Source organism: Aliiroseovarius halocynthiae, assembly GCF_007004645.1.
GTDB lineage: Bacteria > Pseudomonadota > Alphaproteobacteria > Rhodobacterales > Rhodobacteraceae > Aliiroseovarius > Aliiroseovarius halocynthiae.
Window position 1 is genome coordinate 1580211 of record NZ_ML660019.1, and the last position, 15676, is coordinate 1595886.

Annotated in this window: 18 protein-coding genes; all 18 read right to left on the reverse strand. The window is 60.1% G+C overall.

The annotated features are described in order from the left end of the window. Positions 1-289 precede the first annotated feature (289 nt). The 18 genes from cysE to FIL88_RS16665 all read right to left on the reverse strand — a co-directional run bounded on the left by cysE (position 290) and on the right by FIL88_RS16665 (position 15552). Complete coding sequence (gene cysE, locus FIL88_RS07760) at positions 290-1093, reverse strand: serine O-acetyltransferase (RefSeq protein WP_142853183.1); 804 nt, start codon at positions 1091-1093, stop codon at positions 290-292. A gap of 164 nt (positions 1094-1257) precedes the next feature. Then, positions 1258-1560 (reverse strand): DUF7742 family protein, encoded by a 303-nt coding sequence (locus tag FIL88_RS07765; RefSeq protein ID WP_142853184.1) that lies wholly within the window; start codon positions 1558-1560, stop codon positions 1258-1260. Beyond that, positions 1561-5487: a baseplate multidomain protein megatron gene (locus FIL88_RS07770; protein WP_142853185.1), complete on the reverse strand. Its 3927-nt coding sequence runs from the start codon at positions 5485-5487 to the stop codon at positions 1561-1563. It lies immediately after the preceding gene. Continuing rightward, positions 5487-5933, reverse strand: a complete 447-nt coding sequence (locus FIL88_RS07775; RefSeq protein ID WP_142853186.1) for an NlpC/P60 family protein — start codon at positions 5931-5933, stop codon at positions 5487-5489. Before FIL88_RS07775 ends, FIL88_RS07770 begins: the two co-directional genes overlap by 1 nt. Before the next feature lies 1 nt (position 5934). Then, positions 5935-6876: a DUF2163 domain-containing protein gene (locus FIL88_RS07780; RefSeq protein WP_142853187.1), complete on the reverse strand. Its 942-nt coding sequence runs from the start codon at positions 6874-6876 to the stop codon at positions 5935-5937. Further along, entirely contained in the window at positions 6876-7508 is a 633-nt protein-coding gene (locus tag FIL88_RS07785) for a DUF2460 domain-containing protein (RefSeq protein ID WP_142853188.1), read from the reverse strand. Before FIL88_RS07785 ends, FIL88_RS07780 begins: the two co-directional genes overlap by 1 nt. Positions 7509-7541: 33 nt before the next feature. Then, entirely contained in the window at positions 7542-8204 is a 663-nt protein-coding gene (locus FIL88_RS07790; protein WP_142853189.1) for a phage tail tape measure protein, read from the reverse strand. Further along, a complete protein-coding gene (locus FIL88_RS07795) occupies positions 8204-8422 on the reverse strand; it encodes a rcc01693 family protein (protein ID WP_281281293.1) in 219 nt (72 codons plus the stop codon). Before FIL88_RS07795 ends, FIL88_RS07790 begins: the two co-directional genes overlap by 1 nt. Continuing rightward, positions 8415-8747 carry a gene transfer agent family protein gene (locus FIL88_RS07800; RefSeq protein ID WP_142853190.1) on the reverse strand — a complete coding sequence of 111 codons (333 nt, stop codon included), beginning with the start codon at positions 8745-8747 and terminating at the stop codon, positions 8415-8417. The genes FIL88_RS07795 and FIL88_RS07800 overlap by 8 nt, the downstream gene beginning before the upstream one ends. Positions 8748-8749: 2 nt before the next feature. Beyond that, positions 8750-9163: a phage major tail protein, TP901-1 family gene (locus FIL88_RS07805; RefSeq protein WP_108856579.1), complete on the reverse strand. Its 414-nt coding sequence runs from the start codon at positions 9161-9163 to the stop codon at positions 8750-8752. A 23-nt stretch (positions 9164-9186) separates the two neighbouring features. Continuing rightward, positions 9187-9597: a DUF3168 domain-containing protein gene (locus FIL88_RS07810; RefSeq protein WP_142853191.1), complete on the reverse strand. Its 411-nt coding sequence runs from the start codon at positions 9595-9597 to the stop codon at positions 9187-9189. Beyond that, on the reverse strand, positions 9594-9932 hold the full coding sequence (locus tag FIL88_RS07815; RefSeq protein ID WP_142853192.1) for a phage head closure protein: 339 nt from the start codon (positions 9930-9932) through the stop codon (positions 9594-9596). The genes FIL88_RS07810 and FIL88_RS07815 overlap by 4 nt, the downstream gene beginning before the upstream one ends. Continuing rightward, the gene (locus FIL88_RS07820) at positions 9929-10534 is read right to left on the reverse strand and encodes a head-tail connector protein (protein WP_142853193.1); all 606 of its coding nucleotides are present in this window, start codon (positions 10532-10534) and stop codon (positions 9929-9931) included. The genes FIL88_RS07815 and FIL88_RS07820 overlap by 4 nt, the downstream gene beginning before the upstream one ends. Before the next feature lie 164 nt (positions 10535-10698). Then, the gene (locus FIL88_RS07825) at positions 10699-11916 is read right to left on the reverse strand and encodes a phage major capsid protein (protein WP_142853194.1); all 1218 of its coding nucleotides are present in this window, start codon (positions 11914-11916) and stop codon (positions 10699-10701) included. Between the two features lie 34 nt (positions 11917-11950). Then, positions 11951-12523, reverse strand: a complete 573-nt coding sequence (locus FIL88_RS07830; RefSeq protein ID WP_142853195.1) for an HK97 family phage prohead protease — start codon at positions 12521-12523, stop codon at positions 11951-11953. A gap of 14 nt (positions 12524-12537) precedes the next feature. Then, on the reverse strand, positions 12538-13728 hold the full coding sequence (locus FIL88_RS07835; protein WP_142853196.1) for a phage portal protein: 1191 nt from the start codon (positions 13726-13728) through the stop codon (positions 12538-12540). Between the two features lie 197 nt (positions 13729-13925). Then, a complete protein-coding gene (locus tag FIL88_RS07840) occupies positions 13926-15275 on the reverse strand; it encodes a DNA-packaging protein (protein WP_142853500.1) in 1350 nt (449 codons plus the stop codon). Further along, a complete protein-coding gene (locus FIL88_RS16665) occupies positions 15211-15552 on the reverse strand; it encodes a hypothetical protein (protein WP_185960877.1) in 342 nt (113 codons plus the stop codon). The genes FIL88_RS07840 and FIL88_RS16665 overlap by 65 nt, the downstream gene beginning before the upstream one ends. Positions 15553-15676 lie beyond the last annotated feature (124 nt).

Here is a 15676-nt window from a genome sequence, read left to right on the forward strand (position 1 = left end):
CGTCGCCCTTTTTGTTCTTTGACCGTCTGTGCGGTCTATAAATTCTGCCTCTTTCATTGTGTGGATTGGACCCGTGGTTCAGGTCGCCCGCACGACGATTAACCGGCCACTGCTACAAGAAACACTGCAGAAAACGCCACGACGGTGGCGAGCCAGATTTGCTTCATCTTCGGGATCTCCCAGGTTATCACCCGGTTCCTATAGATGAATCTTCCATGGCATTACATTGATTTAGCGCAAGGTTGCGGAAAGTCGCCGATGACGCGGGGCCACCGGCGGAAATTTCCATCTATTGGATGAGCGTCTGATCCATTTCGACCGAGGGGCAATCACACCCTGCTTCACCAACAATTCTTGCAGGCACACCTGCCACGGTTACGTTGCAGGGAATTTCTTCCAACACGACAGATCCCGCTGCAATCCGCGAACAATCCCCGACCTTGATGTTGCCAAGAACCTTGGCCCCGGCCCCGATCAGAACACCATCGCCGATCTTGGGGTGACGATCCTCGTCTTCCTTGCCGGTCCCGCCCAGCGTGACCGAGTGCAGCATGGACACATTGTCGCCAACCACAGCCGTCTCGCCAATCACGATGGAATGCGCATGGTCGATCATAATGCCACGCCCGATCCGCGCGCCGGGGTGAATGTCGATGCCGTAAACTTCAGAGCACCGCATCTGGATGAAGTAAGACAGATCCTTGCGCCCTTCCTTCCACAGATAATGCGCCAAACGATAGGCTTGCATGGCTTGAAAACCTTTGAAGTACAGCACGGGCTGCAACATACGGTGGCAGGCCGGGTCACGATCCAAAACGGCCGTGATATCGGCGCGCGCAGCTTCCGCGAGCTCGGGGCAGCTGGCATAGGCCTCGTCCGCGATTTCGCGCAGCAGCACCATGCTCATCTCGTTCGAGCTGAGCTTGGCGGCGAAGCGATAGGACAGCGCCTTCTCAAGCGTCTTGTGATGCAGAACGCAAGCCCCGACCAATCCGCCCAGAAGGGGTTCGTCGACGACGGCTTGCTTGGCTTCTTCGGTAATCCGATCCCAGACCGGATCAATCTGGGTGATAACAGCGCGTTGCTCGGCCATGGTGTCTCCTGCGTTTGAGAACATAGACTACACCAGATAGGGCTGAATTTCAAAAATGCAAAGCAGGTTTCGCGAGGATTTTACGGTATCGCCCAGCGCGGTGCTAAAATCTTTAGGAGAGCCGGAAGGGCCGCCGGGGTCTTACGTGGCGGCCCTTTCATGGTTTAGCTGCTCCGCCGGGTGCGGCGGGTATGACGCGCCTTCAGCGCCGCATAGACAGTCAGCAGACAATCCAGAAAATCAGGGTCGTCATGCAAGGGTTCCGATTGTCTGGGCAGAGACATGGCAACCGAGCCCAGACTTCCATTTCCCCAGCGCGGTTGCACCCGGCCCAGCGCCCGACGATAGCGGTCCGCCGCGTCCGCCCGATGCAACATCTCCAACATTGCACCGGGACGTTTGGGCTGCCCGAGCGCCAAAAGCGCACAGGCCGCTGCGATAGCATCACCCGGCAGAACCGGCCGCATCTACAGATCGACCTCAAGGCGCGTAAACGGCCCAGCCCCAAAGCGTTCTGACACCTGAGCCACTTCGACCGCATATGCACCGCTGACCAACTCGGCCGCGCGCAATGGTGCAATATAGGTCCAGCTTGGGCTTGAGACATCAAACTCGCGTTTCACAGTAGGACCGTCAACGATCCTGACCCTGTACTGTTCGGACGTCTCTCCAAGCGGGACGTCGCCGTCCCCCCACGGATCGCCATCAACTCGGGTACGGCGCACCCAGTTGATTACATGATCTCCTGCGTCGTCCCTGACCGACAGATGGACAGGTGCATAAGGCCGCAACCCGATGCCTTTGAAGGCATAAACGTTATGTAGATAGGACGCGTCGGAATAGGCTTTGCGCGCAGGTCCAATACGATAATGCCGGTTCAGGCCGCGTGCAGATGATGCCAGGGGGATTTGATCCGGAGTGCCATCCAGCACAACCACATAGCTTCCTGCCGGCCAATACGATGGCATGGCCGCATCAGTGCCCAACTGTCCTCGAAGGCGCAGGCTCAGATCATAGGTTTGTGTATCAATCAGATCAGCAGTGGCAAATTGAAGGACCTCCCAGTTATCTGGGCTACCATCCCCGATGGCCAAGACATTGGCGCCGTTCAGCATGTCGTCAACTGACACCGAGAACAGGTTGGACAGCGACGATAGTTTCACACGCAACGCAGCCCCTCGATCCAATACCCCCGGCGAGGCTGCCAGAAGATCGTTTTCCGTAACCCCGACAATCGACCGCGATTTGACGGTATCAATCCGCTTGAATCCATTGTCAGTCGGCGATCGATACAGCGCCACATTCCCCGGCCACGGGTCCGCCGTGATCGCAATATGCGGCGCGTGCGGCACCTCGTCCCCCGTTAGCAGTGGCAGATCCATGAACAGCGGGAAGACCGGAGCGGGAGGGATATAGGGCTTCACCGCAGGTGCGGGTTCATTGCTGTCCGAGGGCAGAAACAGGCCCGGCTCGACCCTGACCGCGCGGATATTCTGAACACCTGCATGCTCAACATGGTCGACACGGAAATGCTCGGTCCCTGCGTCGGTCTCCAGCTTCAATACATCCCCTGCCCCTTTGGACAGCTCTGACGGCGGCAACGCGAAGCTGGCGGTGTCGCGGGCCACACGGGCTTCGGACAACCAGCGTTCCGTAATCGCACGTGCCTCGGCCCGTGTCAGGATCAGCGGGATCTCGGATGCCGAGACTGAATAGCTGGTCTCGTCCGGGAAAATCGCTTCGACCGCACGGATGTCATAGCTTCCGCCATTCTCGATATAGTTCAGGCGGACGCGGCCTGCGATTTCAGCCTCGGGCGCACGAATGCGCTCCAGCGTCGTCTCGCGTTCGGTGGACAAGGCCATCTTCTCGGGGTCCAGAATATGGTCGGGGCGACCTGTGCGTGAGGCGAAGATCAACACGCCTTCCCGTTCTGAGACCTCGAACCCATAAGCCAGCATAAGCGGCTGAAGGGCCGCACGCGCGCCCCCGATCTGATCCACCACATAGCCGCGCACCAAGCCATACAGCTTCGATACGTCATAGCGCGTCACGCCGGACCGTTCGCAGATTTCGCTGACCACAGAGGCCAGGGACCGGGACGAGGCGCGTCCGTTCAGCCAGTGGCCACGTTCGTAGTTCCCACCGTCGCTCCACAAACCCTTGCGGTTCGGGAATTGCGGGAAAGGACGCGTATCCCATGCCCAGACATGCGCGCGGTCCATATCCAGCATCTTCACACCCGTTGCGCCATGCGTCGGGTTACGTGCAGCACCCCGCCAATAGTCGTACATGGCCCGCAGATACTGCGCCTGCATAAGATCGTCACGGCGCCCGCTGGAATAGCGCGGCAAAGCGCTTTCCGAGCTTTTGGGATCAAGGAACTTGTTGGGCTGATTGGTGCCCTTTTCGATCGCCGCACATCCCAGTTCGGTGAACCAGAAGGGTTTGGAGCCGGGCTGCCAATCCGTGGGTGTCACGTCGCGGACACCGCCCACGCGGTTGTGGTGCGGGTTCTCCCACCAGCCACGCAGATCCTTATACCGATAGATCCAATCTTCGCCATGCGCGCCATCGGTGATTGGGGTACGGATCTGCAGTTCACGTGCGTCCGCGGTCTTGTAATACCAATCGTACCCCTCACCGCCTTCGATATTGGCCTTGAGGTAGTCTAGGTTATAGATGGTCCCGTATCCGGCATCCGCATGGTCAAACCCATCGCGCCAATCGGACAGCGGCATGTAGTTGTCGATGCCGATAAAGTCGATGTCGTTGTGGCTCCACAAAGGATCGAGGTGAAAGAACACGTCCCCCGTCCCGTCCTGCGGCTGATAGCCGAAATACTCGGACCAGTCGGCGGCATAGGACACCTTGGTTCCCGCGCCCAGAATACCCCGGACATCTGCGGCCAATAGCATCAGCTGCTCGACCACGGGGAAGCTGTTCCCCGGCCCCCGGATCTGGGTCAGGCTACGCAGCTCGGAACCAATCAAGAAGGCATCCACGCCCCCTGCGGATTTACACAGATGCGCATAGTGCAAGATGAAACGGCGATACGAGAACTCGGAGGGACCAGAATAATCCACCCCCTGAGCTGTCACTGTGAAGTCGCTGGGCTGCGCATCCCCAAAGAACGCATCAACCTGCGAAACGGCCCCAGCGCTACCATCCGGCGATCCCGGATGATGCGGCGCCAATGCGGTGGTGATCCGCCCACGCCATGGAAGCTCTGGCTGCCCGATCTGAGCTGACCAAGGATCAAACAGCGTGTTGCCCTCCATCTGCTCCATCAGAATGAAGGGATAGAATGTGGCCTTCAGATTGTTGCGAGAGGCATGCGCAATCGCCTCCTTTACGGCCTGATCCGACGGCGTACCACCATAGACCGGGCGGTCATCATCGCCACGCGGCACAAGCCCAGCCTGCGCACGCGCCACACCGCTAACGGCCCACGGCATGGATTTTCCGTCGACCTGTTTTTGCTCAACCCGAGGGCGGATCTGACAATTTCCACAGCGCAGATCATCGCCAAACCACGAGACGACCAAAGCCGTATTCCGACAGTTGGGCATCTCTTGCCGCATCTGTTGATAAGACGTCACAAAATCGGTCATGCCCGACGGCGAGTTCAGGTTCGATCCCGCGCTCACACCGGGTCCGCCATCATAGTGGACCTTGGAGGTCGCCATGGCATATTCACCCGTCCCGGGGATCAACGCCACTGCCTTGGTCCCGCGTGCGACTTCTTTGTCCTGACCCGGTTGCTCGGGGCGGAACACCTCGAAGCTGAACTGGGGCACCCGGTTGCCAAACTGCGTGACGTCCAGATCCTCGATCACCACATAAGCAATCCCGCGATAGGCCGGTGCCTTACCGGCCCCTTTCACGGCTTCGATCTTCGGGTCCGGAAGCTGCGTCTCCGTCCCCTTATAGACGCGGATAATCAGATCGGCCTTCGACACCTCATTTCCATCCGCCCAGATCCGCCCAACGCGTGTAATTTCGCCCTCGCACAGGGCGACGGCCAGGCTGATGGAATAGCTATAGGACGTCACTTCCGGCTCGGGCGGGCTGGGAGGCCCCTTGCCCCCGCCACCGCCGGACACGGTGGTGTTTTCCTTGAACCGGGTTGACCAGATAACCTGCCCGCCCAGACGCGCTCGGCCATAGACCATCGGGATCGCTGTGCCTTCAGATGCGCCGCTTAGGCGAAGCCGATCCACGCGTCCGGTCTCGATCGGTTCGGACCCCTGCCCCAAAAGACGGTTATCAATGGCCTGACCAAGTGTTGCACCAATAGCTTTGCCGATCACGACGGACGAAAGACCCAGAAAGCCCCCACCGACCGAGGCGCCGGCCGCAGCACCTACAGCAGAAAGAAGTATCGTTGCCATCAGCTTGTCCTTTCAGGAAATTCAAAACACGCCACAATGCGGCGCGCCCATGGGGCCGAAAGCGGGCTTTCGACCACCCCATGCCCGCTATATGCGTGGATAAACGTTGGCGCCGGGCCAGTGCTGGCCAGAAAGCCAAGATGCTTGGCCACCGCGTCTGACCGCATCCGAAACAACAAGATGTCGCCCGGTTGACGGTTCTCAAGCGCTTTGGGCCTTAAATGCGCCGTTGCGGCCTGCCACAGGGCCTCTTGCCCGTCGGCTTCTGACCAGTCAGACGTGTATGGCGGCACTTCGGCAGGTTCTTGTCCCAAAACGGCGCGCCACACACCGCGTACCAGCCCCAAACAGTCACAGCCAGCGCCCTTGCGCGACGCCTGATGCACGTAGGGTGTTCCCAGCCAGCCTTGCAGCTCGTTCAAGATCAGCGCATGTGTTGTACCCATGTCAGACCCCGACAATTGGGTTGAAGGGGTTGTCATCTTCGCCCATCTCACCGGTTTCACGACCGTCGCCGCCATCATTGCGTTCAGCGGGGATTGGGTATGCCATCAGCCAATCCTCGCCCGGAATGTCGGGAAAACCGCGAAAGTTCAGGAAATTGTTGAACTTCTTACGACAGGTTCCGGGCAGCTTGTCGCAACCAGCCTCAAGGCGCACGCGATCACCCGGCTGCATTTCGGCCCGCAGCGCCTCCCACAGTTCAATTGTCCGTGCGCCATTCTCTCCCTTGGTATCGTTCTTGATGAGACCGTTCAGCCCTTGCGCCGCACCAGTCAGGACCTTGAAGCGTCCACGAACGAACCAATTCTTCGGATAGGTCCCCAAATCGGCAAATAGAAACACTGTTTCCTCATCATTGCTTACCAAATCCAGCTCGACCGAGTATCCGGTCTGGTTCATATCAAATCGACACTTACCATCCCCAAGCACGGCAGAGCATGGCGATTGATAGGATCGTCCCTGCGGCTGGTTCATGGCTTCGCTTAGCCCGTTCAGTTCGGCACGGAACCCGCCAGCTTCACGGGCAAGCTCTCCGACCTTTCCACGAAACCGTAAATACCGCTGAGACACATCGCGCCAGTTGACCAGCCAAGCTTCGACCTCGGCCCCGTCATAGCGGCCTGCGCGAATGTCCTCTTCGCTGATCGCGTCGGTTGACAGAACACCCAGTGCCTCGGTGTTGTCGACCGACAACCCGGTCGTCTGGCTCAGCGCATGGGCGGTCATGCCCGTGTCGGCCTTATAGGCAATACCATCCATCTGGACGTCCAGATCATGATCGGTGAAGCCATAGACCACCCCGTCTCGCCGCGTGACCTTCCACAACCGCGCAACAGTAGTGACACCTTCGCCAAGATGGGCCTGAAATTCGTTTGAAACTGACATCAGCTACGCACCTCGACCACGGGAACATTCGGAGCCTCACCCGCCTGAAACGACGCAACCGAGGTATGAACACGGTCCGTGTCGAACCGTACCGGCACATCAAATTCATAGCCTGCCGTGACTTCGGCCCCCAATTCCGGAGCCGTAGCGAACGTGACAACCCCAGTGGTCAGGTCCACGGAATACTGAGTGCCCTCGATCTGCGGATCCCCTTTTAGGCCCATCTTCACAGTCCCATCGACCGGCTTCTGGATCGGGCGTGCATAGGTGTCGGTGCCAGACCGATAGGTCTTGATCAGCTGATACTCGGTCTGAACACCGTCTCCCCAACCAATAATCTGATCGATATATGCCGGATCCGCCGAAGGCAGCCCGCTTTTGTAATCCGACCAGTCCTTCCAGCGAAACGCATAAAGCTGGCCACGCCGCGCCTCGAAAAAGGCGATCAGCATTTCAACATCATCAAGCGAGCGCATGCCAATCCCGGCGTCATAGCGACGGCGCGAATGTTCCCACGGGGTGTTGCGCTCTTCGAACCCATTGGCCAGGGTCACAACTTCTGTGCGCCGTTCAGGACCACCGACCGAGCCGAAGCTTAGATTGGCGGGGAAGCGGATTTCGTGAAAGGACATGGTGAACCCTCCTAAGGTCGTAAAATCAGGGGATCAGCGGTGACGTTGCCCACGCGCGAGCGCACGTTGGACATTGGCCGCGATCTGGCTTTGCGACCGGCGGAAGCTTTCCACATCCGGGGTCGAGATATTCATGGTGATGTTGACAGGTGCCCCGCCGCCCCCTGCACGCACGCCCAAGCGGCCGTCAGCGCCCCGGCTTAGTGGCATGATCGCCTCTGGCCCCGCCTCGCCCATCAGCCCCGTACCGCCACGCATTGGGAAAGTCGTCGCCTGCGAGACGACGCCACCCTTGGCAAAGGGCATCACACGGCCTTGACTGAAGGCACCTCCGTTGGCGAACGGCAGAAAAGCATTCATGATCGCGCCCGCGCCCTGCCCCAGAATATCGCCAAAATGATCGGTCACAGGGTTGATCACGGCATTGAACGCCGCATCGGTCATAGACCGCGCAACCTCTTTCAACGCGTCCGACAGCTTCATGCCATCAAAGGCCAAGCCCTCAAACGCACGCCGCAATCCCGAGGAAATGCCCGACGACAAAGTGCTGACATCGGCGCTTAGATCCGAGACGGTCGAATGCATGCCCTTCAGTTCGAAAATGAATCCAGCTGTCATCTGTTGCGCTCCGCCTAAGGCGGATTCCAGCGCGTCGAGCTGATCGTCAAAACTGTCAATACTGTCCAATCCAGCCATCACATGCCCTTTCCTATGGGTTCACGCGGCTCGTCTGGGAACGCGCGTGCAAGCTCATCCAGCCGGGATCGCAGGCAGGTGGCAGGTTGCCCCTCTAGCCCGGCCATCACAGCCAATTCGATGGGGGTGAGCGCCCAGAACTGATCCGGGCGCAGCCCCAGTTTTCCAAGGCCAAGGCGCATCAGCCCTGGCCAGTCGAACCCAGCAGCCTCAGCCACCTGCGGCCTCGTTGGGCGACAGGGCAAAGGCGCGCGTCAACAGCTGACCAGCAGCTTTTGCGGCCTCAACCGGCCCGCCCTGAATTTCCGCCGCTAGAAGATCCTGCGCAGTCCCCTGCCAGCCCCCCCCGCGCAGCCCAGCCACGATCAGCGCCAGCACGTCACGGCTTGAGAACTGCCCGCTTTCAAACCGCTCGACCAAAGAGACGATCGAGGCTTCGCCAAGCTGTTCTTCCAGCTCGGCCAATGCCCCCAACGTCAGTTTCAGCACATAGGATGTACCATCGATCACCAGCGCCACTTCGCCCGTCCACCGGTTTGTCATGATCACAGCGCCGTAAAGGTCAGTTCACCGGCCGACGCCATCGACAGCTCGTATGTCGCTTCGCCGTTATGCGACCCCGCATACTCGATCGAGGTGATCATGAACGGGCCTTCGACCACGCCAAATTCGGGCACAATTACCTGAAAATTCGGCACTTCATTGTCGAAAAAGATCTGACGTGCCCGTTCATCGGTCGATGCGTCCTTGAACACGCCCGAGCCCGAGATCGACGCCGATTTCACGCCCGCCCCGCCCAGCAGTTCTCGCCAACCGCCTGTGCTTTCCAGACTGGTCACATCAACGCTTTCCGCGTTGAAGCTCAGGCGCGTGGCCCGAAGGCCCGCAATGGTCTCGAACACGCCGGTATCGGTCATGTCGAGCTTGATCAGAAGGTCTTTGCCGTTTTGCGCAGCCATAGGATCACTCCGTTTTGAAAGGTTTAGTTGTCTTCGACACGTGCGCGGAAGATCAGGTCGATGCGACGCACATCCGCGTCTTCAACCCGCCGCGCCCGCGCACGATGAAAGTTCAGATACACAAGCCGGCCACGCGCCAGGATCAGACTGGCATCCACCAGCGTATCACTGACCGCCGCAGCGACCTCTTTGGCGGCCTGAAAGCCCGCCGCATCGGTGACCACACTGATCGTGACCTCATGCAGCGCGCCCTGCCCGGTCATATCTGACCGTTCACGCACATCCTCTGGTCCGAGGCTGACATAGGTGCCCGTGATGATACCCGCGGGCACTGCGTCATAGATCGCACCGGGCACCAGCGTGGCCAGGGTCGTATCCGCCGCAAGGCGCTGATAAATGGCCTGTTGCAGGGCCGCAGAAACGCCATAACTCATGCCGAGACCTCCTCTTGCGCGAAGCAGGTCAGGTAATGCGCACCAGCATCTGCCTCGGTCACCGCGAGGATGCGGAAAATCCGGGATCCATCACGGAAGCGCTGATCCGGTTTGGGGCGGGACGGCGCGCCGTCGGGGGCCGCGCGCACCGTGATCCGAAACGCGATGGACGACACCGTGGCAAAACCTGCGGCGCGCTCGCGTCCCGAGCCCGGCTTGATCTCAGCCCATAGGGTGCCAAGTGTCTGCCAACTTTGGGTAAAGCCACCCGCGCCATCTGGTGTGCGCACAGGCTCTTCCAGCGACAGTTTGCGGTTCAGGATGGGGCGCTTCATGCTGCGCCTCCACCGCCAAACAGGCGCACGGTGCGATAGCGTTGCAGCAGGGCTGCAATCGCCGCAGGCAGTTCACCCTGCCCAGTCATCGCGCCATCCGCACGGTTTTCATAATAAGTCGCGGCCAGCATCATCACCGCCTGCGACAGATCGGCAGGCAGATCGCCCCAGGCGGCACCAAAGCCAGCCTCAAAACCAATCACCGCCTGTCCGCCCACAGGGATCGCGGGCAAACACAGCCCCGTCGACACAAGGCGCGGACGATGCATGTCTGGCTCCAGCCCGAAACGGGCGGTGTCGATCGCCTCGGTCCCGCCCATACGGTCATGGATTTCGAGGCTGGTAACTTGGGTGACAGGCGCCACCGGCAAAGCTTGTGACGCCAGATCGCGCCATGCGGTCAGGGTCCAGGTAAATTCGCGCGACAGAAGGATCTTTCCGGTGCGGGCCTCGATCGCGGCCATGGCGGCCCGAAGGTAGGTTTCCAGCACCTGATCCTGCACCCCGTCATCGGCAAACCCGGTCCCCAGCCGCAGGTGGTCCTTGAATTGGGCGACCGGAATGGCCGTGCCCGGCACTGTGGTCTGCTCGACTAACATCATGGATCATCTCCGAAATTCGGGCCCCTCACGTCATGTGGGAAAGGGTGGGCGCGCACCGTCCGTATTGCTCGGACGGAGGGGGAGCAGCTAGACAACACGGGGGTGGTCGGTGCGCGCCCTGCCCCGTGACAACCCGAAGGCCGCCACGGGATCAGGTCCGGCTCTTACGAGGCCGAGAACTTGAGCAGCTTGATCGCAGCAAAGTCGCTGACATCACCGCCTACGCGCTTGGTGGCATAGAACAGGACATGCGGCTTGGCCGAGAACGGGTCACGCAGGATGCGCGTGTCGGGACGTTCCGCGATGGTGTAGCCGTTGGCGAAGTCACCAAAGGCGATCGACATGCTGTCAGCACCGATATCGGGCATATCTTCGACGATCAGGACCGGATAGCCGATCAGACGGGCAGGTTCGCCTGCCACAGTCGCATCCGACCACAAGAAGCGGCCATCCGCGTCTTTCAGCTTGCGCACAGAACCCACGGTTTTCGAGTTCATCACGAAGACTGCGTTTGCACGGTAATCCGCACCCAAGGCATAGATCAGGTCGAAAATCGCATCTGCCGGATTGGTGGCGTTAAAGTCACCTGCTTCGCCGGTGGCCACATAGCCCAGATTACCCCAGGTCCAGCTGCCGTTGTCCACAGCGGTGTGGTTCAGAATGCCCACGGGCTTTTCAACACCGTCGCCGTTGATGAACGCACCGCTTTCCGCGCGCGAGAACTTGTCCGCGATACGACCAGCCAGCCAGTTTTCGATGTCAAAAGCGCTGTCGTCCAGCAGGCGTTGCGACACTTTCGGCAGGGCCGACAGCTCGTGCAGCGGGATCGAAATACGGTCGATCTGTGGGGTGCCGGTTTCAGCTGTCGAACCGGTTTCCGAAGCCCAACCGGTGATCAGGTCGCCTTGGTCGATCAGCACGTCATAAGCGGTGCCTTCGACGTTCACCACATTGGCGACCGAACGCAGGGATGCTGCGTTGTTCAGCACACCTTTGATGGTGTCAGCGGTAACCGGGTCAACCAGATAGCCACCGTCAGCGGCGACCGCCGACGACATCGCTTTGCCTTCCAGATCAATACCGCGCAGCGCGTCATCGTCACCCGAACGGACATAGGCCTCGAAGGCTTTCTGGTGCGGCGCTTCCAGATCGGCAGCGGCGGCAAGATGCGGGCGGCCCGCGATAGTGTTAGATTTGCGATCCAGCATGGTCAGTCGCTCTTCCTGTTGTTGAAGTTTAATGGAAATCTCTTCGTGAAACTGATTGATATCGCTCACGAAACCAGCCAGCGCGGTCTTCACCTCGGCAGCCGGAGTGGGGCCTGAAACCTGGCCAGCAGGCGTCGCCGACTGGCCCAGAGCCTTCGTCTCTTTGTTGCTCATCATTGGGTCCTTTTCAGGGGTTCAGATCGCTGGCTCAGGCGTTGCGGGCCAGCATCAAGCGCGCATCCTCAAGGGTCGCGGCCAGTTCACGCAAGGTGGTGTCATCGGCGTCAGGCACGTCGCCCTTTGCCCCCACTCGCGCTGTCGGAAGCATGGGGAACGTGACAAGCGACACCTCCCACAGCTCCAATTCCGTCAGGCGACGTCCGCCCGTCTGGGTCTTCGTCGACTTCTTGGTGCGATAGCCGATGGATAGCCCGTCAATGGCGCCGGCCTCGATCAGGGCGGCTGCCTCGCGGCCCTTTTCGACATCGCTCAGGATGCGGCCTTTGACGTACAAGCCCTTGGCATCCTCGCGCACCTCGTCCCAGATCCCGATGGGCTGGGCCGGATCGTGCTGCCACAACATCTTGACGCCGCGCCCCTTGGCCTTCAGCTCGTCCAAAGATTTGCCATAGGCCCCGCGGGCCACAACATCGCCGCCATTGTCGACCTGATCAAAGAAGCTGGCATAGCCGTCAATCTGGATTCCCTCGGCGGTCTGAACTGTCTCGCCCAGCTTGACGAACTTGTGCTCAAGTCCGAAATCGGTGTGGTAGTCACTCATGGAACGCACCTTTCTTATTGGTCTTTGGTCAGTGGCGGCAGGCCCAGCAGGCTGCGCTTCTCGGCATCTGACAGGAAACTGGCCTCGGCCACGCGAGACCATTGCTGGTCACGCTCCGCAGCTAATGCGGGTACCTGATCCAGATCCGGCTTCAGCTTCACCGCCTCGTCCGAGAACCCGGCCAGCCAATGGCCGACACTGGCCGCGACACGGGATACCAACGGCACCACGGTCAGGCGATAGAAGGCACGACTGGCCTCTTGATAATTGGCGTAAGTTGCGTCGCCCGGAATGCCGATCAACATCGGCGGCACACCGAAAGCCTGCGCGATCTCGCGCGCCGCGGCTTCCTTGGTTTTCTGGAATTCCATATCCGAGGGACTGAACCCCATCGGCTTCCAATCAAGCCCGCCTTCCAGCAGCATCGGTCGTCCGGCATTGCGCGCGCCCACGTGATGGCTCTCCATCTCGCTCAGCAACCGGTCATATTGATCCGTGCTTAGCTGCGCCTGCCCCTCGGCCCCTTTATAAACAATTGCCCCTGACGGTCGCGCCGCATTGTCCAACAGCGCCTTTGACCAACGGCTGGCCGCATTGTGCACGTCAATTGCCGTGGCTGCCGCTTGAAGCGGAGACAGACCGTAATGGTCATCCTGCGGATGGAAGGCTTTCACATGGCAGATTGGCGACACCCCATCCCCGACATGGAACCGGTGCTTGCGCGACCCGACCGTATAGTCATAGGCCACTGGCCAGCCATCCGCCCCCGGTACCAGCGCCATTCGGTCCGAACGCAGAACATGCAGCTCACGCGGCTGGCCTTCTTCGTCCCTGACGGCTTCCAGGTAACCATTGCCGGTCAACAAAATCTGACCAAAGAATGCCTCAAACAACTCGGCCCGGCTTTGCGCTGCATTTGGGCGCGCCAGCAACTCCAGAAGCGGGTGAACATCATAGCGCTGCTGGTCGTCCTGCAGCACCAATGGGAGCGCGCTGGCGGCCTCCGCAATCAGCTTAACCGAGCGAAAGCCGACAGGGTTTGCCGAAAACCCGGTGCGGGTCAGGCTGACCGTGTCGCGCGGGCTCCAGGCCACGCGACCTGCATTTCCGTAAGCGATGACCGGCCCGGTGGCCGATGCTTTTGCCTCATTCGGCATCTCGGCCTTTGCGTCATCCGCGCCTCGCTTGAGAAAATCAAATACCATGCGCCTTGGCTCCTTGGTTTCGGTTTCCGGTCCCCCGGCTACACCGGGCAAACCTGTCCTGTCCGGGTGCGCAGCCTCGCACGACCCGAGCGGTCAATTCTGTTATCTCGTGATCAGGTGGGGCCCGTGTGCCGGGTGGGCATCAAGGCCCCGCCTTTCGATGTTTGGCACTTTGCCAGTGAGGGTTAAAAAAGCCTTTAACCGAGCGTACGCACCTGCGGTCTGCGATAGGACGCAACGGGTTCAATGATCAATTCGTGCAGGGCCCAGACCAACGCATCCACGCGGTCCGGGCTACCCTTGCCTTCGTATCCCTGACTGGTCATACGGCACATCTGATCTTCTAGCGCGGCCATGTTGCCCGCATGGCTGACACGCCCTTGTTCATACAAAGCAGCCACAGGCTCGGCCCGCGTGACCTTGCCCCGCGTCGCGCGCACGGCCTTATAGGGCACCGTTGCGTCGATCTGACGGATCACGCTTTCCACCAGATCACCGCCTTGGTTGACCTCGGCTACCAACCGGTCCGCCTGATGCCGCTCCATCGCCGCCAGCGCGGCCTCAGCCCATTCCGAGGGGCTGGCCGCCGTCACACTAGCATCTTCCAGCACCACAGCCTTCCAGTCGCCCGGAGGCCCCTTTGCAAAGACACCCGCGACCACGATCCCACATTCGTCCGAGCCTTTATGTCCGGTAACCGGGGGATCCACCGCGACCACGATCCGATCCAAAACAGGCGTGTCCGCCCCCAAACGGTGCTTATCCAGCATCGCCATGGTCCACAGCGCCCCTTCCGTATCTTCCAATAGCACGCCGTCCAGCTCTTGCCGCCCCAACCGCGTATCCGCGTATCGCGAACGTACTTCCTCAAGAAAGCTCTTCGCCAGATAGGCGCGGTTGGCCTCGGTCGGGGCGTGCGTCGTCACGGTCGAGGGGTTTTTCAGGATCTGCTTCAACACCCCCACATTGCGCGGCGTTGTCGTCACGCATTGGCGCGGATGCGTTCCAAGACGCAGTCCGAATTGCAACATATCCCATGTGTCCTCGGCCTTCTTCCACTTGGCCAACTCGTCCACCCACGCTGCATCAAACTGCGGGCCACGTAGATTTTCTGGCTCATGCGCTGAAAACACCTGCGCGATTGCACCGTTGGGCCAGACCAGCCTGCGCCGGCCAGCCTCCCATACCGGGCGGCGATCTGGGGGCGAGCATGCCAGAATGCCGCTTTCACCAAATACCATCACCTCGCGCACCTGATCGATGGTTTCGCCCACCAACGCGACACGGCGCGAGCGGCCGGGGTCCAGCGGCCCTGCCCCTTCGACCTCCGCGCGCACCCATTCGGACCCGGCGCGGGTTTTCCCCGCGCCACGCCCGCCCATGATCACCCATGTGCGCCAGTCCCCCTCGGGCGGCAATTGGTGATCCAAGGCCCAGAATTCAAATAGATAGGGCAACGCCATCAGCGCCCCATCGCTTAGATCATTCAGGAAGCTCTCGCGTTCGTCTTGCGTCGCGCAGGCAAGCCAATCGGCGCCCGATTTCATCTCGGGCCTGAGCAAGGTCAAGCTCTGCTGCTCGCCCCCCGCCAAAGCCGGTTTTACCACTTTGTTCAAGACGTTTCCTTTCCTCAAATACCGTTTGCATAGCGCGGCGCACTTCCGTCATGGCCTTCGCCAATTCCGGCGTCGTTTCGCACCCATCTGTTTCAGCCGCAGACAACTGGCGGTCCAACTCTTTCAAAACACGTAGAAAAAACGCATCCGCAATCTTCAGGTAGTCTTCCGAAGCTGCGTCCTTCCCCAAGGGCGTGATAATTGTCATTCTTGTTTGTTGCCTCTCATGCTCTTGTCCGCACAAGCGACATGAAAAAACGGCCCCGGGCGGATGCCCAAGGCCGTTGAATTCACGTCTTCTAGCGTATGTCAGAGACTACACGGGACCGTAC